Origin of the sequence: Streptomyces sp. WMMB303 (assembly GCF_029351045.1) — a bacterium.
Taxonomy (GTDB): domain Bacteria; phylum Actinomycetota; class Actinomycetes; order Streptomycetales; family Streptomycetaceae; genus Streptomyces.
In genome coordinates this window covers 961,850-980,591 of the sequence record NZ_JARKIN010000001.1, presented here as the reverse complement: position 1 = coordinate 980,591, position 18,742 = coordinate 961,850, and the positions used below count along the sequence as shown (strand labels likewise).

The following is an 18,742-nucleotide window of genomic DNA, read 5'->3' as shown; positions in this document are numbered from 1 at the left end:
CGAACCGCTCGCCCGAGGGGCGAGCGGTTCGGTCGTGCCGGGACCGCGCTCCCGGCACCTCGTCGGTCCGGGCCCGCGAGTACCCCGCCGGGCGCTCGGGAGCGTGCCCTCGCAGGTCGTGTGATGCTTCCCGCCCGCATCCCGCCGCACCTCACCGGTCTCCGCCACCGGCCCGCGCGACGGACGGCCCTGCCGCAGGCGAACGGCGGGGCGCAGTCACTCGCGGGAGGGAAGCAGCCGCACGGTCCGCCGATCGGCTCGTTCCCAGGACGGAGAGCCGAGAGCCGAGCCCGGGAGTCACGATGCGCGCAAGGATGCTGTCCGCCGTCCCGACGGGAGTGCTCACAGCGTCCGCGCTGCTGGGTGCCCTCGTCGCGCCGGGCACCGCCGCGGCCGCCGCCCCCGCGCGGCCCGCCGTCGGCGGCTCGGCGGTCCGGCCGCTGCCGACCGGGGCACCGGCGGAAGTCCTCGCCGCGCCCGCCCGCGTGGTCCGTAGGGCCACTCCGGCGGTCCGCGAGGCCCCGGCCGACCCCGCAATCCGGGCCGAGGCCGACCGGCTGATGAAGCTCACCTACCGGGAGTTCGCGGCGGTCCGCCACTCGCCCCCGTTCAACTGGACCACCGACGGCTGCTCCGTCCCGACCGGCCTGTTCCCCTACAGCGAGGTCTTCCGCCCCGCCTGCGTCCAGCACGACTTCGGGTACCGCAACTACGGCGGCAACCACGAACTCGGGCTGGACCCCACCCGCGCCACGAAGAACTGGATCGACAGCCGGTTCCGCACCGAGATGCGGCGGATCTGCGACGACCGGTACTCGGCCGCGGGGCGTCACCGCAACTGCCGCCGCGCGGCCGACACCTACTACACCGGGGTGCGGATCGGCGGCGACAAAGCCTTCTTCTAGCACACGGCCGGACCGGTCGCGCCTGCCGGCGACCGCTCCGCAGCGCGCGGCACGGATACCGCCACCGGGAGCACCGCCCGCCGCTGCCCGGGTGATCCCGCCCGGTGACGGAGCGCGGCGCGGCGCGGTCGTACGGGCGCCGCACGGGTGCCGTGCTCGACTGAGGTGACGGCACCGGTCGCGTACCCGGGGCGCCGCTGTGCTGCGGACCCGTGTTCCGCCGGGCCCCGGCCGGCTTCCGGGCCCGCCGACGAACAGCCAGGGAGGACCCCGTGACCCGGCCTCAGCCCCTCGTGCACCCCGGTGCCGCACCGCGGTCGGCGGGCGCCGCCCTCCGCTTCCCGGGCGTCCGGTGACGCGCACGGCCGCACCGGGGCGCGCCGACCACGTGGTCGTGGTCGGCGCCGGGCTGGCGGGGCTCTCCGCGGCGCTCCATCTGCTCGGTGCCGGGCGCCGGGTGACCGTGGTGGAGAGCGGCCTCCAGCCGGGCGGCCGGGCCGGCCGGGTGGAGCGGTCCGGCTACCGGTTCGACACCGGCCCCACCGTGCTGACCATGCCCGACCTGGTCGAGGAGGCGTTCGCCGCGGTCGGCGAATCGCTCCGCGACCGGCTGGAGCTGATGCCCCTGCACCCCGCCTACCGGGCGCGGTTCGCCGACGGCAGCCGGTTGGACGTGCACAGTGACGCCGACGCGATGGAGGCCGAGGTGGAGCGCTTCGCCGGCGCCGGCGCCGCGCACGGCTACCGGCGGCTGCGCGCCTGGCTGGGGGAGCTCTACCGGCTGCAGATGCGGCGGTTCATCGACGTCAACTTCGACTCACCCCACCGGCTCCTGCACCCCGACCTCGCCCGGCTCGCCGCACTGGGCGGGTTCGGCAGGCTGGACGCGCGGATCGCCCGGTTCCTGCCCGACGAACGGCTGCGCCGGGTCTTCTCCTTCCAGTCCCTGTACGCGGGCGTGCCGCCCCAGCGGGCACTGGCCGCGTATGCCGTGATCGCCTATATGGACACGGTGGCGGGGGTCTGGTTCCCCCGTGGCGGTATGCACGCGCTGCCCCTCGCCATGGCGGCCGCGGCCCGCGACGCCGGGGCCGAGCTGCGCTACGGGCAGCCGGTCACCCGGCTGGAGCGTGCGGGTGAACGCGTCACCGCTGTCGTCACCGCAACCGAGCGCCTCTCCTGCGACGCCGTCGTCCTCACCCCCGACCTGCCACTGTCCTACGCGCTGCTCGGCCATCGGCCGCGCCGTGCGCTGCGGCTGCGGCACGCGCCGTCCGCGGTCGTCCTGCACGTGGGCACCGACCGCACCTGGCCCGGACTGGGACACCACACGCTCTCCTTCGGCAGCGCGTGGCGGCGCACGTTCCGCGAACTCACCCGGGACGGCCGCCTGATGACCGACCCCTCGCTGCTGATCACCCGGCCCACCGCCACGGACCCGGGGCTGGCACCGCCCGGCCGGCAGGTGCACTACGTGCTGGCGCCCTGCCCCAACACCGACATCGGCCCCGACGCCCGCCAGTGGCGTGACCTCGCCCCCCGGTACCGCGACACGCTGCTGGACCACCTGGAACGGCGCGGACTGACCGGAATCGCCGCAGCGGTGCAGGAGGAGCTGCTGGTCACGCCCGCCGACTGGAGCGCGCAGGGGCTCGCCGCCGGTACGCCGTTCTCGGCCGCGCACACCGCAGCCCAGACCGGTCCCTTCCGGCCCCGCAACCTCGTGCGGGGTACCCGGAACGCGGTGCTGGCCGGCTGCGGCACCACTCCGGGAGTCGGCGTACCGACCGTGCTGCTGTCCGGAAAGCTTGCCGCCGCCCGCCTCACCGGCCCGGCGCCGGGCCCGGCGCGCAGCCCCCGCCCCGCTCCCACCCTCCCGCGACGGACCCCCGCTAAGGACACCCGCGCATGACGGAACGTGAACTCGACGCAGCGGGCATCCGCGATCCGGACCTGCGGGAGGCCTACCGGCTCTCCCGCCGGCTCAACGCCCGGCACGGCAAGACCTACTTCCTCGCCACCCGGCTGCTGCCCCCGGAGCGGCGCCCCGCTGTGCACGCGCTCTACGGCTTCGCCCGCTGGGCCGACGACATCGTGGACGACCAGGGCAGCGCCGCCACCCCCGCCGAACGCGCCGCGGTCCTCGACGCCCTGGAGGCCCACCTGGCCGGCGCGCTGCGAACGGGCGAGAGCAGCCGGCCGGTCGTCCGCGCCCTCGCGCACACCGCCGCCACCTACCGCATCAGCCCGGGCCACTTCACCGACTTCATGGCCTCCATGCGCAGCGACCTGGTGGTGACGGGCTATCCGACCTACGCCGACCTGCGCCACTACATGCACGGATCCGCCGCCGTCATCGGACTGCAGATGCTCCCGGTGCTCGGCACCGTCGTCCCCCCGGCGGAGGCGGCGCCGCACGCGGCGGCGCTGGGCGTGGCTTTCCAGCTGACCAACTTCGTGCGCGACGTCGGCGAGGACCTCGACCGCGGCCGCGTCTACCTGCCCGAGGACCTGCTGGCGGCGCACGGCGTCGACCGCGAACTGCTGCGCTGGAGCAGGGCCACCGGGCAGCGCGACCCCCGCATCACCGCGGCGCTGCGCGCGGCCCTCGACCTCACCCGGCAGGTCTACCGCGAGGCCCGGCCCGGACTCGCCATGCTCGATCCGCGCGCCCGGCCCTGCATCCGCACCGCCTTCGTGCTCTACAGCGCCATTCTGGAGGCCGTCGTCGACAGCGGCTTCGACGTGCTGCACCGCCGCGCCGTCGTCCCGCGCCGCCACCGGGCGGCTCTGGCGCTCGACGGACTGGCCCGGAGCTCCGCCGCCCGCGTACGTACGTACCGGCCCCGACAGAGGGAGTTGTCATGACCGAGGGTGCGTCCCCGCGCGGCCGCCTCCCCCTCACCCTGCGCCGCCGCGTCGTCCCCTGGGAACGGCAGCGGCCCACCTGGCGCGCCGCCCGTCCCGGCCTCATCGAGGACGCGCTGCGACGCGCGCAGAAGCGGCCCTCCGGCAACTGGTACGTGCTCGGCGCGGCCCGGGAGATGACCCGGGGACGCCCACTGGGCCGCACCGTCGCCGGCGTGGAGGTCGTGGCCTGGTACGACGCGCAGGGGCGGATCCGCGCGGGCGCGGGCGCCTGCCCGCATCTGGGCGCGCCGCTCAAGGACAGCCGGGTGCGGTGCGGACGGCTGGTCTGCCACTGGCACGGGATGGCCTTCGACGGGGGCCCGACGGCGGGCTGGACGCCCTACCCGGCCTACGACGACGGGGTGCTGGCCTGGGTCCGGCTCGACGACGCCGGCGGTGAGGAGCCCACCGAGCGGCCCGTGGTGCCGACCCGGCCGCGTCCCGCCCGTTCGGTGGACGCCGTCTACACCGTCGTCGGCCGCTGCGCCCCCGACGACGTCGTCGCCAACCGCCTCGACCCGTGGCACGGCGCCTGGTACCACCCCTATTCCTTCGTCGACCTGACGGTGGTGAGCGCCCCGGAGGCCGTCGCGGACGAGGCGGCGCCCGGCGGGGCTGCGGACGGCTTCGAGGTCGACGTCTCGTTCAAGGTCGCCGGCCGGGTCGTGGTGCCGGTACGGGCCGTCTTCACCGCGCCCGAACCGCGCACGGTCGTCATGCACCTCACCGACGGGGAGGGGCGCGGTTCCGTGGTGGAGACCCACGCCACCCCGCTGGCCGCCCACACCGCGGGCGAGCCCCGCACTCTGGTGACCGAGGCGATCGTGGCACACTCGCCGCGGCCCGGATTCGCCCTCGCGCGCGCCGGGGCGCCGCTGGTCCGCGCGCTGCTGCGGGCCGGTGCCGGCCGGCTGTGGCGGGACGACCTCGCCTACGCCGAGCGCCGCTGGCAACTGCGCAGCACCCGACACTTCCCCGGCTGACGCCGGCTCATCCCAGCCGGGCCAGCGACCGCAGCAGCGCCGACCTGCCCCGGTCCGGCACCGTACCCAGCGGGTGCCCCCGCACCCGCCAGCGGGCCAGCAGCACGTTCGCGGCGAGGAGCCCGCTGGTGGCCGCACGCTCCATGAGGGCGACCGGCAGCCCGGTGCGCACCAGGTCCCCGGCCACCACCAGGCGGGGGTCGGGCGTGCGCACCGTCGGCCGGTCGCGGTAGCCGCCGACCGGGAAGAGCGGGCAGTCGGCGCGCCATTCGTGGCAGGAGTCCAGGACCCGGGCCGCGGCCGTCTCCGGGTAGACCCGGGCCAGTTCGCCGCGCAGCCGGTCCTGCATCCGCTCCCGCGCCCGCGGCTGCCGCGCTGTCGCGGGGTCCACGGCGTAGGCGTGCAGTTCGACGACCGAGCCGCCGGAGCGGGCCGCCCAGCGCGCCGCCTCCGTCTCCCAGCGCTCCAGTACGCTCACGTTGTCCAGCGGCCCGTAGCCGCTCGTCCCCAGAAACCCGGGCCGCCGCCGGGCCACCGGGCGGTCCAGCCACAGCCGGGAGACCAGGAACGGCGGTGCGGTGCGCAGCCGGGCCACCCGCTCCCGCCACGCCGCGTCGGCTGCCTGCGGGGAGGCGCCGACCACGCCGCGCAGGCCGGCGGTGTCCAGTGCCAGCACGACGGCCGCGTAGTGCTCTTCGCCGGCGGCTGTGGACACGATCCGGGTCCCGCCCTCCGGCCGGATCCCGAGCACGGGCTCCCCGGTGCGCAGCCGGACCCCGTGCTTGACCAGGTAGTCGCCCAGCGGCTCCCACAGCGCACGCGGATACGGCTCGGCGGGGACGTCGAAGAGCAGCCCCTCGCTCGAACCGAGGAAGTAGATGTGGAACATCAGCGCCATCTCCGCGGCCGACAGTTCGCCGGGGTCGGCGAAGAAGCTCCGCGAGAACACTTCGAAGGCCAGGTCGCGCGCCGCCTCGGGGAACCGGATCGCCGTCAGCAGCTCCTCCGCCGAGGTCTCGTCCCACCGCTCGTAGACCTGCGGGACCCGCACGTCCAGCAGCGGCAGCGCGGCCCGTGGCGCCATGCCCGCCAGGTCCCGCAGCCCGAAGGTGGGGCTGAGCGCGGCGAAGCCCAGGGCGCTCCACGGAGGGGTGCGGGGCACGTGCGCGAAGCTGTCGCGTGCGCCGCCGCCGTGCTGCAGCGGGTAGTCGGGCAGCCCGCGCAGCCCGGCCAGCAGTGGGTCGACACGCCGCAGCAGGCCGCGCAGGTTGTAGTACTGACGGAAGAAGGCGTGGAAGCCGCGGCTCATCGTCGCGGGGGAACCGTCCCGCAGCCGTACCGGCCATCCGGCCAGCCGCCCGCCCAACTGCGGCTCGCGCTCGTAGACCGTGACCCCTACGCCCCGTTCGGCCAGCCCGGCAGCGGCGGCGAGTCCGGCGATCCCGCCACCGACCACCGCGACCCGCGGACCGGCGCCGCCGCCCGGACCGGCCCGGTCGAACGCGGGCCGCCCCGGCGCGGGCGGCAGCACCAGTGCCCTGCGGTCGTGCGCGTGCCGTGCGCGGCTCATCGCGCCGCCCCGCGGCGGGCTTCGGCCCGAACCGGTCCGGCCGAGGCGAGGAAGGTGTGCACGATGCCGGTCTGCCAGCCCGGTACCGGCAGCGTCCGGACGCCGGTGAAACCCTGCCGCGCCATCCGCCGGGCGAACTGTTCCGCCGTGTCGAACGCGGCGACCGAGTCCGCCAGGTGCCGGTACAGGCTGCGGTCGCCGCACAGCGTTCCGGCGGGCCGCACCAGCCCGCAGGACACCAGCCGCCATACCGCGCGGTGGGCCGTACGGCCGCTCAGCGTGTACTCGTGCACCCCCAGCCGGCCGCCGGGAGCCAGCAGCCGGTGCACGGCACGCAGCAGGGCGTCCGGATCGCCGACGTTGCGGAACAGGTAGGCGGCGAACACCGCGTCGAACGGCCCCGTCACCCCGGCCCCGGCCAGCTGCTCGGCCGGGGCGTGCACGAAGGAGACCCGGCCGCTCCAGGATTTGGCCCGCGCTCGTGCCAGCATCCCCGCCGAGGCGTCCACCGCCACGATCCGGGCCTGCGGCGCGGCCCGGACCAGCGCCGCAGTCGACGCGCCGGTGCCGCACCCCAGGTCGAGCAGGCGCAGGCCGCGCCCCTCGTGCGCCGGCACCAGCCGCCGGGCCGAGCGCCGCAGGTGCGTGTGGTAGCCCGGATTCGCCGCGACCAGTCGGTCGTAGGAGGCGGCAGCGTGGTCGAACGCGGTGGACAGCGCCTCGGCGCGCAGCAGCGTCATGGGGTACCTCGCAGGGGTGGCCTTCGCGGCGGAACGGGCGCGACCGGCGGGAGTCCGGGGGCCGGAGGGGCGGTGCGGGGCAGGCGGGGCAGCTCCGCCGCGGTACGCAGCATCGGCCCCACCGGAGTGCGGAGTCCGACGGCGAGCGCCTGGGCGGGTCCGCTCGCCCCGTCCAGGAAGCGGAGCAGGCAGCCCGGGGGGAGGTGCCGGAACAGCCCGGTGAAGAAGGCGGCGCCGTCCACCCTGCCGCGCTCCAGCGCCCGCAGCAGCACCGCGTCCATGGCGAGTGCGCGGCGCGGGTAGGCGCGCGGCGGCAGCGGTGTGCGGCCCGCACGCAGCGCCGCGGCGATCCGCCGGGTCTGGCGCTGCACCGCCGCGAAGGTGTAGCCGGTCGCGGGCCGGGTCGCGCCGCCCGCGGTGCCGATCCGGAACACCGAGGCGCCGGCCCGCCGCCCGAACCGCCCGTCGGTCATGGGGATGACGCCCTGCTCCGTGCCGGTCACCTCGAAGTCCCCCAGCCCCAGCACCCGGTCGGCGTAGTCGCGCAGTGCCCGGTCGTACCCGGCGTCGTCCAGCACGGCGGGGGAGAACTCGGTGTATTCCACCAGTGCCCGGTGTGGGCCGACCGGCAGCACGTAGCCGAACGCGAGGCCGCGGTCCGGCTGCGGGGTGCGGAAGTCCATCAGTTCGGCCGCCGCCGGGTCGAAGACCGGCCGCCGGGTGCGCACCAGCCAGCCGCGGAAGTGCTGCAGCAGTGTCGTCCGGGCGGGCGGCAGCCGCGGCGGTGGCCGGGAGTCGAAGGCCCAGCGGGCCCGGACGGTGAGCGCGCCGCCGTCCGCCGCGACTCCGCGCACCTCGGCGCCCCCGGGCACGTCCACCACGTCGTGCACCAGTGCCTCCGCCCGGCGCACACCCGCTGCGGAGTCCAGCCTGCCGCGGACGAACTCCTCGAAGGAGCCCGAGCGCAGCATCTTGTAACAGAGCGGCGCGGTGCTGCCCGCCACCACCTCGCCGTCCGGGCCGTGCACCCGCAGCCGGTCCCAGCGGGCCGCCAGCGCCCCGTCGTACTCGCCCACCGGGCCCTCCCAGTAGCACCAGGTGCGTTCGGGGGGCCGGACGGGGCCGGGGGGCGCGTCCAGGAGGACGACGCGGGGGCCGCCGCCCGCTGCCGGGAGGGCGGCCAGCCGCCAGGCCAGCGACAGTCCCGCGGCGCCCGCCCCGACGATGGCGACATCCGTCTCGTACTCCACCAGGTTCCGTCGTCCGTCCGCTTCATGCCCGTTCGGTCGCGCTCAGTCTGCGGGTCCGGCAACGCCGGGCCGGGACGCCGCGACGGCGGAGCCGGGGGGTCACCACCCGGATGCAGTCCCGGGCACTGTTCCGACGTCGGTCCCCACCCCCTCCGGGGCGCGGCCGCCGGGGGCACGCGCGACGTGGCCGCCGCGGCGCCGGCCGGCGCCGGGAGAGGGGCGCGGGGCGGTGCGCTCTCACCCCTCCGTCCGCTCCTGGAGTTCGCCGGTCTGCGCCGCCTCGTCGACGGTGTGCTGGAGTATGTCGCAGGAGTGCTGGGCCTCCTCCATCAGCCGGGTCGCCTCCGCGAGGAGGATGCCGTAGGGGCGGGACGGGTCGTCGGTCGGCAGCGAGGTCTCCCGGACGCTCTCGACCAGGGCCGTCCGCTTCTCCTGTGCCGCCTCCGCCGCGCGGCACAGCCCCTTCGCCTGCCGTGGCAGGTGCTGTTCTTCGATCTCGCTGAACAGCCGGGTGATCCGGGAGAGCGCCTCCAGCAGCCCCGCGTAGTCCGTCAGGAACGCGCGGCAGTCCTCGCCGTGCTCGTCCTCGGGCCACTGGTGCAGGGCCCGGGTCAGCGAGGTGAGCTGGTGGGTGACGCGCTCCAGTGCGTCGACCAGTTCCTGGTAGCCGGTGAAGTCGTGCTGCGTGCGGTGCCCGGGCAGCAGTTGCCGGGGGTTGTAGTACTTACTTTCCACGGCGGTGTTCAGCGCCGAGCGTGCCTGTGTCACCTGCGACCCCAGGGTCGCGGCGCGCTGCCGCCAGTGGGAGGTGCGCTCGTCGTTCAGGTCGCCTTCGCGCAGCGCGGGGGCGATGTCGCTGATCAGGTCGCACAGCGAGTGGGCGAGGACGCGGATGCCGTACTCGGCGCTCCGGTAGCGCATCGGCGGTACGACGGTGACGTTGATCAGCACGCCGATCCCGCAGCCGATACCGACGAGCAGCAGGATCTGGCCCAGTTCCTCGATGCGTTCGAGGTTTCCGGAGGCGGCGGCATAGGTGGAGAAGGCGAAGAACGCGGCCGTCGCCACCTGGGAGCCCTGGGATCCCAGTCGCCGCCATCGGCCGATGGCCATCGCGATGAGCGCGACCAGTACGAAGGTCAGCAGGTCGGGCCCTGCCAGATAGCCCAGCGCGGCCTGCACCATCACTCCGGCCGAGACCGCGGCGACGTACCGCAGGGCCTGCACCAGCGACTGATAGATGGTCACCTGCATGATGAGGACCGCGGAGAAGGGTGCGAAGGCGGGGCTCTGCGCGGCCAGCACGTTGTGTGCGACGTACCAGGCCGCGGTGGCCGCCAGCGCGCTCTTGCCGATGAGTTCCAGGGTCTGCCGCTCGTACCCGGCCGACCCCTTCGCCCGCTCCAGCCACTGCCTCGCCCGCGCGCGCCTGCTGGACTCCGCCATCGGGCGGCCGCCCTCCGGGGACTCCTCCCGCTCTTCGGCCATCAATGTCCTCCTTCACTTCTTCATCCCGCGTTCCGCGTCCACGGCCTCGCCGTGCGTCCCGCATCCGTCGCCCCGTGGTGCGTCCCGCACCCACCGCCTCATGGTGCGTCCCGCACGGGCATCAGGTCCGCCCGTTCGTGCGGGTGTCGGGGTGCCCCGTATTTCGGCCGCTGGTGTGTGGCGGTGGTCACGAGAGCGGCTTCCGACGGTAAGGGAACGCAGCCCAGTGGTTGTCGACCCGCCGTCATTCCATGTCTTTGCTGGTGGTAGAGGGTGGCATTGCGCACCTCATCTCCAGATGTTGCCAACTTGTTCATACAGGTGACCTTCCCTGGCGTCGCTGTTGTTGACAGACTCTGCCGGTCCGACGATTCCGATTCGCCCTGTGAGGTCAGCAGACCCATGCCAGAACTCAACCGGCGCCGGTTCCTCCAGATAGCCGGCGCGACCGCGGGCTTCTCGGCCCTCTCCGGCAGCATCGAGCGGGCCGCCGCCATCCCCGCGGCCCGCCGTTCCGGCACGATCGACGACGTCGAGCACATCGTCGTGCTGATGCAGGAGAACCGCTCCTTCGACCACTACTTCGGCACCCTCAGCGGAGTACGCGGCTTCGGCGACCCGCGTCCGGCGGCACCTACCGGGAAGCGGACCGTCTGGCAGCAGTCCGACGGACACAAGGACGTACTGCCCTACCACCCCGACGCCGAGAACCTGGGCATGCAGTTCATCGCGGGCCTCAACCACGACTGGGCCGGCGGCCACCAGGCGTGGAACGACGGCCGGTACGACCAGTGGATCCCCGCCAAGGGCACCGGCACCATGGCGTACCTGACCCGGAAGGACATCCCCTTCCACTACGCGCTCGCCGACGCCTTCACCGTCTGCGACGCCTACCACTGCTCGATGATCGGCGCCACCGACCCCAACCGCTACTACATGTGGAGCGGGTACGCCGGAAACGACGGCAAGGGAGGCGGCCCCGTCCTGGGCAACGAGGAGGCCGGCTACGGCTGGACCACCTACCCCGAACGCCTGGAGGAGGCCGGTGTCTCCTGGAAGATCTACCAGGACATCGGCGACGGCCTCGACGCGGACGGCCACTGGGGCTGGATCGAGGACGCCTACCGCGGCAACTACGGTGACAACTCGCTGCTCTACTTCGACGCGTACCGCAACGCCCGGCCCGGCGACCCGCTCCACGACAAGGCCCGCACCGGCACCGACGCCCAGCAGGGCGACGGCTTCTTCGACCACCTCAAGGCCGACGTCCAGGCTGACAGGCTCCCGAAGATCTCCTGGATCGCCGCACCCGAGGCGTTCACCGAGCACCCGAACTTCCCCGCCAACTACGGGGCCTGGTACATCTCCCAGGTGCTGGACGCGCTGACCGCCACCCCGGAGGTCTGGGCGAAGACGGCGCTGTTCATCACCTATGACGAGAACGACGGCTACTTCGACCACGTCGTACCGCCCTACCCGCCGGCCTCCGCAGCCCAGGGCCGTGCCACCGCGGACACCACCCTCGACCAGTACACCGGCGGGCTCTCCGGATACGCACCCGGGCCCTACGGCTTCGGCCAGCGGGTGCCGATGCTCGTCGTCTCGCCCTGGAGCACCGGCGGTTACGTGTGCTCCGAACTGTTCGACCACACCTCCATCCTCCGCTTCATGGAACGCCGCTTCGGGGTGCACGAGCCGCACATCTCACCGTGGCGCCGGTCCCTGTGCGGCGACCTGACCTCGGCGTTCGACTTCACCCTCAAGGACACCGACCCCGCGGACCTGCCGAGCACCGCCGCCTACGAGCCCCCGGACCGGGAACGACACGACAGCTATGTGCCCAAGCCGCCGGCAAAGCCGGTGCTGCCCCGCCAGGAGTCCGGTTCGCGGCACACGCGCCCGCTGCCGTACGCCCCGCTGGTGGACGGCGCGGCCCGGACCTCGGAGGGCAGGTTCACCCTCACCTTCAGCGGCGGTGAGTCGGCGGGCGCCTTCTTCCTCGTCACCTCAGCGAACCGCACCGACGGCCCCTGGACCTACAGCACCGAGGCGGGCAAGGAGCTGTCCGACACCTGGAACAGCGCCTACTCCGGCGGCAGCTACGACCTGACGGCGCACGGCCCGAACGGCTTCCTGCGCACCTTCAAGGGCCCCAACGGGCAGGCGGGCTGCGAGGTGACCGCGCGCCACCTCGCCCACAGCGGCGACATCGAGCTGACCCTCACCAACGCGGCGGACGCCGACCGCACGCTGACGGTGAGCAACGCCTACGGCGGCGCCGAGCAGACGCACACGGTGCGCCCGGGCGGCAAGGTCGTACGCACGGTGCCGCTGGGGCAGAGCAAGCGCTGGTACGACCTCACGGTCACCTGCGAGGCCGACCCCGCCTGGCAGCGCCGCCTCGCCGGCCACGTCGAGACCGGCGAGGCAGGCGTCAGCGACCCGGCCACGCTGACCGACTGACAGCCGCGTTCCCCCGTCCGCGCACCCGGCCCGGTACCCGACCCGGGCCGGAGCGCGGGCCGCAGCGGGACCGCACCGCTGGGGCGCCACCGGCCGGCAGCCGGGAGCCGGAGTGCGGCGGTCAGGTGATTCGGCGGATTCCGTGCTGCGCCTGCCCGGTCGGCAGGGCACAGCCCCGTGCATGCCAGCGAACACATTCCCGCGGTCCGTACGAAAAGCACACACTCCCGCCCTCGCGCTGCTGTTGCTGCTCGGGCTCGCCGAAGCCGTGCCCGCGCAGGCGCTCGTCCCGCCCCTGGGCGGCACCGCGGCCGGGCACCCGCGCTCCGGAACGGGCCGTCCCGCCGAACAGCAGCCCGCACCGCAGGGATCCGCACCGCAGGGATCCGAACCGCAGGGGTCCGAACCGCAGGACCCCGCACGGCAGGAGTCCGAACCGCAGGAGCCCGAACCGCAGGACCCCGCACGGCAGGAGTCCGAACCGCAGGAGCCCGAACCGCAACCCGAGTGCACCACCGGAACAGGCCCCCGGCAGCGCGAGGTCGAGGGATACCTGGGGCTCCCGGTGGACGGTACGCAATCGCCACAGGACTGCGCCGCCATCCGCGACTTCCAGGAACGGGAGGGCGTGCTCCCCGCGGACGGCCTCGCCTCGCCCGCCACCTACCGGGCCCTGTACGCACGCTGGGCGGCCGGGCACCCCGAGCAGCTGCTGGCGGACGCGCACTGCCCGGCCGAACGCGGGCGTGTCGCCTGCCTCGATCTGACCCACCAGGTGATGTGGCTGCTCAAGGGCCGCAAGGTCGTCGTCCGGGCGGTGCCCCTGCGCAGCGGCGCGCCGGGGTACGAGACGCGCACCGGACGGTTCTCCATCCAGCGGCGGGTGCGGGACGACTACTCGACCCTCTACCACCAGCCGATGCCGTTCAGCCAGTACTTCAGCGGTGGCCAGGCCCTGCACGGCACCCGCAAGAACATCTACAGCCCGCCCGGCTCGCACGGTTGCGTCAACCTCCGCCACGACGACGCGGAGCGCCTCTGGAACTGGATGCGGGTCGGGGACACCGTCCGCATCTGGGGGCGCAAGCCCCCGTCCTGAGCCCGTCAGCCGGAGCCCCGCGTTCCCGCGGCCGGGTCGTCCGGCAGCCAGCGCAGGGCGAACCAGAGCTCCATGCGGACCTCGGGATCGTGCAGGTCGACGTCGAGGAGTTCGGCGACGCGCGCCAGGCGGTGCCGCACGGTGTTGCGGTGCACCCGCAGCTCGGCCGCAGTGCGGTCCCAGGTGCCGTGGAAGGCCAGCCAGGTGCGCAGGGTGCCCAGCAGGACGGCGGCACCGGGGGCCGGGGCCCGGGAGAGCGGCGCGAACCGGGCCCGGGCGTGCTCGCGCGCCTCGTGCGCGGACACCAGCGAGTGGAGGGTGTGCGCCGCGCTGTGCACCACCGCGGAAGCCTCGCTGGCGACGGCCCGCTCCAGCGCCCGCTCGGCCTGCGCGTCGGCGCCGGGCAGCTCGGCCGCCGGTACCGGTGAGCTGAAGCCGAGGGTCCACCCGAGGGCGGCGGCCCGCGCGGGCGGGCTCGGCGGGGCGTCCGGCGCGCTCGGGACCAGAGCCCGCAGCCGCGCCCGGTCGAGGTGCAGATAGGGAGTGCCGAGCGCGGTGCCCAGTGCGGCGAGTTGAGCCGGGTCGGTGGACGCCCGGCCCTCGGCGCCGGGCCGGGACCGCTGCCGTCGGCCGTGCACCACGACCCAGTGGTCGGCTCCGCCCGGCCCGTCGTCGGGGAGCAGCGCGTGCGCGACCTCGGCCGGTGCGGCCCCGAGCATGAGCCGCACCAGGGCCCCGACCCCACGGGTGTCGGCGCCGAGGGCGTGGCTGGGGCTGGTGAGCAGGGACAGCAGTACGGTCGCCGTGCCGGTCACCTGGCGGTGGACCGGCGTGGGGGCCGCGTCGGCGGCCTGGCCGAGAGCCAGCGGGGCGGCGCCGTCGGCGCCGGGCAGGGTGTGCACGGTGAGGTGGACACCGGCGTGGTGGTGGGCCGCGGCGGCGGGGGGCGCCGGTCTGCCCTGCGCCGAAGTGCCCTTGGAGCGGGCGAGAGTGCGCACGGCGAGCTCGCGCAGCAGCCGCGGGCCGGGGTCGGGCGGGCGGCGGCCCGCGGCGAACAACTCGTTTCCCTGGGCGTCGAAGAGTACCGAGGCGGCCTCGGTGTGCGCGCTGAGCTGCTGGAGTACGGCGCGGAGCGCGTCCGGGCGGGCGGCGGCCGAAGCGAGCGTGGACTGCGCCGTGGAGATCCGCCGCAGCGTGCTGTTGCGTACCTCGGCGATGGCGTCGTACACAGCCTGGCCGACGGCCACGAAGGGGGTGCGGGGCGGCAGCCGCAGCAACGGCAGCCCGTGGCGGTCGCAGGCGGCGGCGAGCTCGGCGGGAACCTCCTGGTGGACCGGCGCCACACCGAAGCCCAGCGCGGCGACTCCGGCGGCGGCGACGCGGGACACGTACTCCTCGATGCCGTCCGGCCCGGACGGCAGCCGCACCCCGGCGGTGAGGAGGAGCTCACCGCCGACGAGGTAGGGTACCGGGTCCTCGACCTCGGTGGTGCCGACCGTGCTGATGAGGCGGTCCTCGGCCGGACCGGCGATCCGGGTCAGGCCCAGCGCGGGGTCGCCGAGCAGCGTGCTGAGGGGAACGGCGAACTGCTCGGTCCCGGCCATGAGCAGTGCTCCTCCCAGCCCCGCGGCGCCCGGAAGTGCGGGATTCCTCCAATGGGCGAGCTCATCTTGGACAGATCCTACACTTCAGCGCCGTGCGGACCGCCGATAGGTTCTCCCACCAGCAGGGCATCACCCCCGCCCCGGCATCCCCCCCGTCAGCACTGCCGTGTCCGCCCGCTCCCGGCCCGGCGCGCAGCCGCTGCCCCCCGCACAGCAGCCACTCGGCGCCGCTCCCCGGCGTGCGCCGCAGCGAATCGGAGGACCTGATGGCCGTCGACTACCTCGTCATGACCGCATACCTGCTGGGCCTGGTCGGCGCCGGCTGGTGGGGCAGGAGGCGCGCAGCGTCCAGAAGCGAGTTCCTGGTGGCCGGGCGGCGGCTCGGGCCGCTGATGTACACGGGCACGATGGCCGCCATCGTGCTCGGCGGCGCCTCGACCGTCGGCGGGGTGGCCCTGGGCTACAGCTACGGCATCTCCGGCGCCGCCATGGTGCTGGCCATCGGGCTGGGGCTGCTGGCGCTGAGCATCTTCTTCTCCGCCCGGATCGCCCGACTGCGCGTGTACACCGTCGCCGAGATGCTCTCGCTGCGGTACGGGGACGCCGCCAGCGTCATCTCCGGCGTGGTGATGTGGATGTACACGCTCATGCTGGTCGTGACCTCGACCATCGCCTACGCCAGCGTCTTCGACGTGCTGTTCGACGTACCGCGGTGGGCCGCGATCGTCATCGGCGGCACGATCGTCGTCGGCTACTCCGTCCTCGGCGGTATGTGGTCCATCACGCTCACCGACATGGTGCAGTTCGTCGTCCAGAGCGTGGGTGTGCTCCTCCTGCTGCTGCCCATCGCCGTCGTCAAGGCCGGCGGCTTCGCCGCCATGGCCGACCGGCTGCCGCACGGCTACCTCTCCCCGGCCTCCATCGGCGGCCAGACCATCCTCACCTACGTGCTGATCTACAGCTTCGGCATGCTCATCGGTCAGGACATCTGGCAGCGGGTCTTCACCGCGCGCAGCGACCGGGTCGCCGCCTGGGGAGGCACCGCAGCGGGCGCCTACTGCCTGGTCTACGCCGTGGCCGGCGCCGTCATCGGCATGGCCACCAAGACGCTCCACCCGCGGCTCGCCGATGCCGACCAGGCGTTCGCCGCCATCGTCCAGCACGCCCTGCCCGCCGGGGTCAAGGGACTGGTCCTGGCCGCCGCCCTCTCCGCGATGATGTCCACGGCCAGCGGTGCGCTGATCGCCTCCGCCACGGTCGCGCACCACGACGTCTGGGTCCGGCTGCGCCGTCTGGTCCGCCCCCGGAGCGGCGACCCCGCACCGGGCGAGGAGTCCGGCGGCGTCGCCGCCGACCGGGTCGCCGTCGCCGTCCTCGGCGTGGTGTCCATGGCCCTCGCCTGCCTCCTCGGCGACGTCATCGCGGCCCTCACCGTGGCCTACGACCTGCTCGTCGGTGGTCTGCTGATACCCGTGCTCGGCGGCCTGGTCTGGCGGCGCGGCAACCTCCAGGGCGCCCTCGCCTCGATGGTCGCGGGCGGCGGCACGGTGATCGCCTTTATGGTGTCCGACGGGCTTCTCGCCAACGAGCCGATCTACTACGGCCTGCTCGCCGGCCTGGTCGCCTACGTGGTCGTCAGCCTCGCCACCAGGCCGACCGAGGAAGCCGTCGTCGACGCGTGGCGCCGGCGCCTGGCGGGCGAGCACCCGGACCGCCCGGCGACCGCGGAGCGCCCCGCGGCCGGCAGCCCGGCGGCCGCCGGCGTCTGAGGCCGCGCCGCCGGCCCGAGCCGGCGACCGGCCTCGACCGCTCGCGACGGACCGACCGCCGTCGCCTATCGACCGCACCCGACCGACACACCGACCAGGAGCACGACATGACCGGCCCGCCGCTCGCCGTCTTCACCGACCCCGACGATCTGGACCCGGCCCCCGGGGTGGCGAAGCTGACCGAGGCGGGCTTCGAGGTGCGGATCGCCGACAGCCCGGCCCCGGACGCCATCGCCCGGGCGGCGGCGGACGCGGTCGCCCTGCTCGTCGGATACGCCCGCATCGACGCCCACCTCCTCGACCGGCTCCCGGCGCTGCGCATCGTGGCCACCTGCTCGGCCGGCTACGACATGGTCGACACCGAGGCGGCCCGCGCCCGCGGCGTGTGGGTGTGCAACCTCCCCGGCGCGGCCACCGAGGAGGTCGCCGTCCACGCGCTCGCCGCCGCCCTGTCGCTGATCCGGGAGCTTCCGCAGGCCGACGCGACGGTGCGGCGCGGCGGCTGGACCGGCGACCTGCCGCGGCTGCCCCGGCGGCCCGGCGAGCTGACCCTCGGCCTGGTGGGCACCGGCCGCATCGCCACCCGGCTCGCCGAACTGGCCGCGCCGCTCTTCGGCCGCGTCCTCGCCCACGATCCGCTGGACCGCCCCCCGCGCGGGCCCGCCGCCTTCCGGCGGACCGACCTGGCCACCCTGCTGGCCGCCAGCGACGTGCTGTCCCTGCACGCCCCGCTCACCGACGCCACCCGTGGCCTCATCGGCAGCGCCGAGCTCGACCGGCTGCCGGAGGGCAGCTTCCTGGTCAACGTCGCACGCGGCGGCCTGCTCGACCACACCGCGGTGCTGGCAGCGCTCGACGGCGGACGACTCGCCGGGGCCGCCCTCGACGTCCTCCCCACCGAACCTCCCGCGCCGGACGACCCGCTGCGCACCCATCCGCGGCTGCTGCTCTCCCCGCACATGGCCTTCCTCTCCGACGCCGCGCGCCGCACCTACGTCGAGCGCCCGGCCGAGAACGTCGTCGCCTGGCACCGCACGGGACAGCCCCTCACCCCCGTCGTCACGCCCGCCACGCCCGCCGCCCCTGTCACCCGCGTTATCGATCCCGCCCCCGAAGGAGGCACCCTGTGACCGCCCCGACGACCCGCCCCGACCAGGCCGCCCGCACCGTCTCCGCGGAGGAGCTGCGGCTGCGCCGCGAACTCGCCGCGGTCTACCGGCTGGTGGCGCACTTCCGGATGACCGACCTGATCTTCACGCACATATCGGTGCGCCTCCCCGGACCCGAACAGCACTTCCTGATCAACCCCTACGGCCTGCTCTTCGAGGAGATCACCGCCTCGAACCTCGTCAAGATCGACCTGTCCGGCCGTGCCGTCGAGGAGTCCCCCCACCCGGTCAACCCGGCCGGATTCGTCATCCACAGCGCCGTGCACGCCGCCCGCCCGGACGCGCACTGCGTGCTGCACACCCACACCAGGGCAGGATGCGCCGTCGCCGCCCAGGAACAGGGCCTGCTGCCGGTGAACCAGATCTCCATGGAGTTCCACGGCCGGATCGGCTACCACGACTACGAAGGCGTCGCCCTCAACCTCGCCGAGCAGCAGCGCCTGGTCGCCGACCTCGGCGGCCACCCGGCCATGATCCTGCGCAACCACGGCCTGCTCACCGTCGGCGAAACCCCCGCCCAGGCGTTTCTGCGCATGTACTACCTGGACAAGGCGTGCGAGATCCAGCTCTCGGCCCGGTCCGGCGGAGCCCGGCTCACCCTGCCGCCCTCCGATGTCTGCGAACGCACCGCGCGCCAGCTCTCCGGCGAGGACGACGAGTCCGACCTCCAGGACGAGCAGGGCTACGCCCTCGCCTGGTCCGCGCTGCTCCGGCTGGTCGAGCGCATCGCCCCCGACTACCGGGACTGACACCCGCGACCCGGCCCCGGCGCCCCGCATCCACCGGCCCCGA

14 protein-coding genes are annotated in these 18,742 nt (G+C 74.6%); 9 read left to right on the top strand and 5 right to left on the bottom strand.

What is annotated here, in order from left to right; translation table 11 throughout:
• Nucleotides 1–302: 302 nt before the first annotated feature.
• From P2424_RS04475 to P2424_RS04460, 4 genes are all read left to right on the top strand, one after another.
• Nucleotides 303–905: a phospholipase A2 gene (locus P2424_RS04475; protein ID WP_276474488.1), complete on the top strand. Its 603-nt coding sequence runs from the start codon at nucleotides 303–305 to the stop codon at nucleotides 903–905.
• Between the two features lie 352 nt (nucleotides 906–1,257).
• On the top strand, nucleotides 1,258–2,817 hold the full coding sequence (crtI, locus tag P2424_RS04470; protein ID WP_276474487.1) for a phytoene desaturase family protein: 1,560 nt from the start codon (nucleotides 1,258–1,260) through the stop codon (nucleotides 2,815–2,817).
• Nucleotides 2,814–3,773: a phytoene/squalene synthase family protein gene (locus P2424_RS04465; RefSeq protein WP_276474486.1), complete on the top strand. Its 960-nt coding sequence runs from the start codon at nucleotides 2,814–2,816 to the stop codon at nucleotides 3,771–3,773. Before crtI ends, P2424_RS04465 begins: the two co-directional genes overlap by 4 nt.
• The gene (locus P2424_RS04460; protein ID WP_276474485.1) at nucleotides 3,770–4,798 is read left to right on the top strand and encodes a DUF5914 domain-containing protein; all 1,029 of its coding nucleotides are present in this window, start codon (nucleotides 3,770–3,772) and stop codon (nucleotides 4,796–4,798) included. The genes P2424_RS04465 and P2424_RS04460 overlap by 4 nt, the downstream gene beginning before the upstream one ends.
• 7 nt (nucleotides 4,799–4,805) lie before the next feature.
• Here the strand turns inward: P2424_RS04460 and P2424_RS04455 are convergent, their stop codons facing one another.
• The 4 genes from P2424_RS04455 to P2424_RS04440 form a co-directional block, all read right to left on the bottom strand.
• Nucleotides 4,806–6,368, bottom strand: coding sequence for an FAD-dependent oxidoreductase (locus tag P2424_RS04455; RefSeq protein ID WP_276474484.1), 1,563 nt, complete (start codon nucleotides 6,366–6,368; stop codon nucleotides 4,806–4,808).
• A complete protein-coding gene (locus P2424_RS04450; RefSeq protein WP_276474483.1) occupies nucleotides 6,365–7,108 on the bottom strand; it encodes a class I SAM-dependent methyltransferase in 744 nt (247 codons plus the stop codon). The genes P2424_RS04455 and P2424_RS04450 overlap by 4 nt, the downstream gene beginning before the upstream one ends.
• The gene (locus P2424_RS04445; protein WP_276474482.1) at nucleotides 7,105–8,358 is read right to left on the bottom strand and encodes a lycopene cyclase family protein; all 1,254 of its coding nucleotides are present in this window, start codon (nucleotides 8,356–8,358) and stop codon (nucleotides 7,105–7,107) included. The genes P2424_RS04450 and P2424_RS04445 overlap by 4 nt, the downstream gene beginning before the upstream one ends.
• A 237-nt stretch (nucleotides 8,359–8,595) precedes the next feature.
• The gene (locus P2424_RS04440) at nucleotides 8,596–9,846 is read right to left on the bottom strand and encodes an aromatic acid exporter family protein (RefSeq protein WP_276474481.1); all 1,251 of its coding nucleotides are present in this window, start codon (nucleotides 9,844–9,846) and stop codon (nucleotides 8,596–8,598) included.
• A gap of 402 nt (nucleotides 9,847–10,248) precedes the next feature.
• Here P2424_RS04440 and P2424_RS04435 point away from each other — a divergent pair, with 402 nt between their 5' ends.
• Complete coding sequence (locus P2424_RS04435) at nucleotides 10,249–12,309, top strand: phospholipase C, phosphocholine-specific (protein ID WP_276474480.1); 2,061 nt, start codon at nucleotides 10,249–10,251, stop codon at nucleotides 12,307–12,309.
• Nucleotides 12,310–12,490: 181 nt separating this feature from the next.
• Nucleotides 12,491–13,408, top strand: a complete 918-nt coding sequence (locus P2424_RS04430; protein ID WP_276474479.1) for a L,D-transpeptidase family protein — start codon at nucleotides 12,491–12,493, stop codon at nucleotides 13,406–13,408.
• Nucleotides 13,409–13,413: 5 nt separating this feature from the next.
• Here the strand turns inward: P2424_RS04430 and P2424_RS04425 are convergent, their stop codons facing one another.
• Nucleotides 13,414–15,012, bottom strand: a complete 1,599-nt coding sequence (locus P2424_RS04425; RefSeq protein ID WP_276474478.1) for a PucR family transcriptional regulator — start codon at nucleotides 15,010–15,012, stop codon at nucleotides 13,414–13,416.
• Nucleotides 15,013–15,278: 266 nt separating this feature from the next.
• Between P2424_RS04425 and P2424_RS04420 the strand changes: the two genes are divergently transcribed.
• The 3 genes from P2424_RS04420 to P2424_RS04410 all read left to right on the top strand — a co-directional run bounded on the left by P2424_RS04420 (nucleotide 15,279) and on the right by P2424_RS04410 (nucleotide 18,699).
• The gene (locus P2424_RS04420; RefSeq protein ID WP_276478820.1) at nucleotides 15,279–16,781 is read left to right on the top strand and encodes a sodium:solute symporter; all 1,503 of its coding nucleotides are present in this window, start codon (nucleotides 15,279–15,281) and stop codon (nucleotides 16,779–16,781) included.
• 107 nt (nucleotides 16,782–16,888) lie between these two features.
• Nucleotides 16,889–17,911 (top strand): C-terminal binding protein, encoded by a 1,023-nt coding sequence (locus P2424_RS04415; protein ID WP_276474477.1) that lies wholly within the window; start codon nucleotides 16,889–16,891, stop codon nucleotides 17,909–17,911.
• Nucleotides 17,908–18,699, top strand: coding sequence for a class II aldolase/adducin family protein (locus tag P2424_RS04410; RefSeq protein WP_276474476.1), 792 nt, complete (start codon nucleotides 17,908–17,910; stop codon nucleotides 18,697–18,699). The genes P2424_RS04415 and P2424_RS04410 overlap by 4 nt, the downstream gene beginning before the upstream one ends.
• Nucleotides 18,700–18,742: the final 43 nt, after the last annotated feature.

Bases quoted from the DNA above. Each gene is read 5' to 3' on its own strand.
- P2424_RS04475 (WP_276474488.1), top strand. From the start codon at position 303: ATGCGCGCAAGGATGCTGTCCGCCGTCCCGACGGGAGTGCTCACAGCG.
- P2424_RS04465 (WP_276474486.1), top strand. From the start codon at position 2,814: ATGACGGAACGTGAACTCGACGCAGCGGGCATCCGCGATCCGGACCTG.
- P2424_RS04460 (WP_276474485.1), top strand. From the start codon at position 3,770: ATGACCGAGGGTGCGTCCCCGCGCGGCCGCCTCCCCCTCACCCTGCGC.
- P2424_RS04455 (WP_276474484.1), bottom strand. From the start codon at position 6,368: ATGAGCCGCGCACGGCACGCGCACGACCGCAGGGCACTGGTGCTGCCG.
- P2424_RS04450 (WP_276474483.1), bottom strand. From the start codon at position 7,108: ATGACGCTGCTGCGCGCCGAGGCGCTGTCCACCGCGTTCGACCACGCT.
- P2424_RS04440 (WP_276474481.1), bottom strand. From the start codon at position 9,846: ATGGCCGAAGAGCGGGAGGAGTCCCCGGAGGGCGGCCGCCCGATGGCG.
- P2424_RS04435 (WP_276474480.1), top strand. From the start codon at position 10,249: ATGCCAGAACTCAACCGGCGCCGGTTCCTCCAGATAGCCGGCGCGACC.
- P2424_RS04430 (WP_276474479.1), top strand. From the start codon at position 12,491: ATGCCAGCGAACACATTCCCGCGGTCCGTACGAAAAGCACACACTCCC.
- P2424_RS04425 (WP_276474478.1), bottom strand. From the start codon at position 15,012: ATGGCCGGGACCGAGCAGTTCGCCGTTCCCCTCAGCACGCTGCTCGGC.
- P2424_RS04420 (WP_276478820.1), top strand. From the start codon at position 15,279: ATGGCCGTCGACTACCTCGTCATGACCGCATACCTGCTGGGCCTGGTC.
- P2424_RS04415 (WP_276474477.1), top strand. From the start codon at position 16,889: ATGACCGGCCCGCCGCTCGCCGTCTTCACCGACCCCGACGATCTGGAC.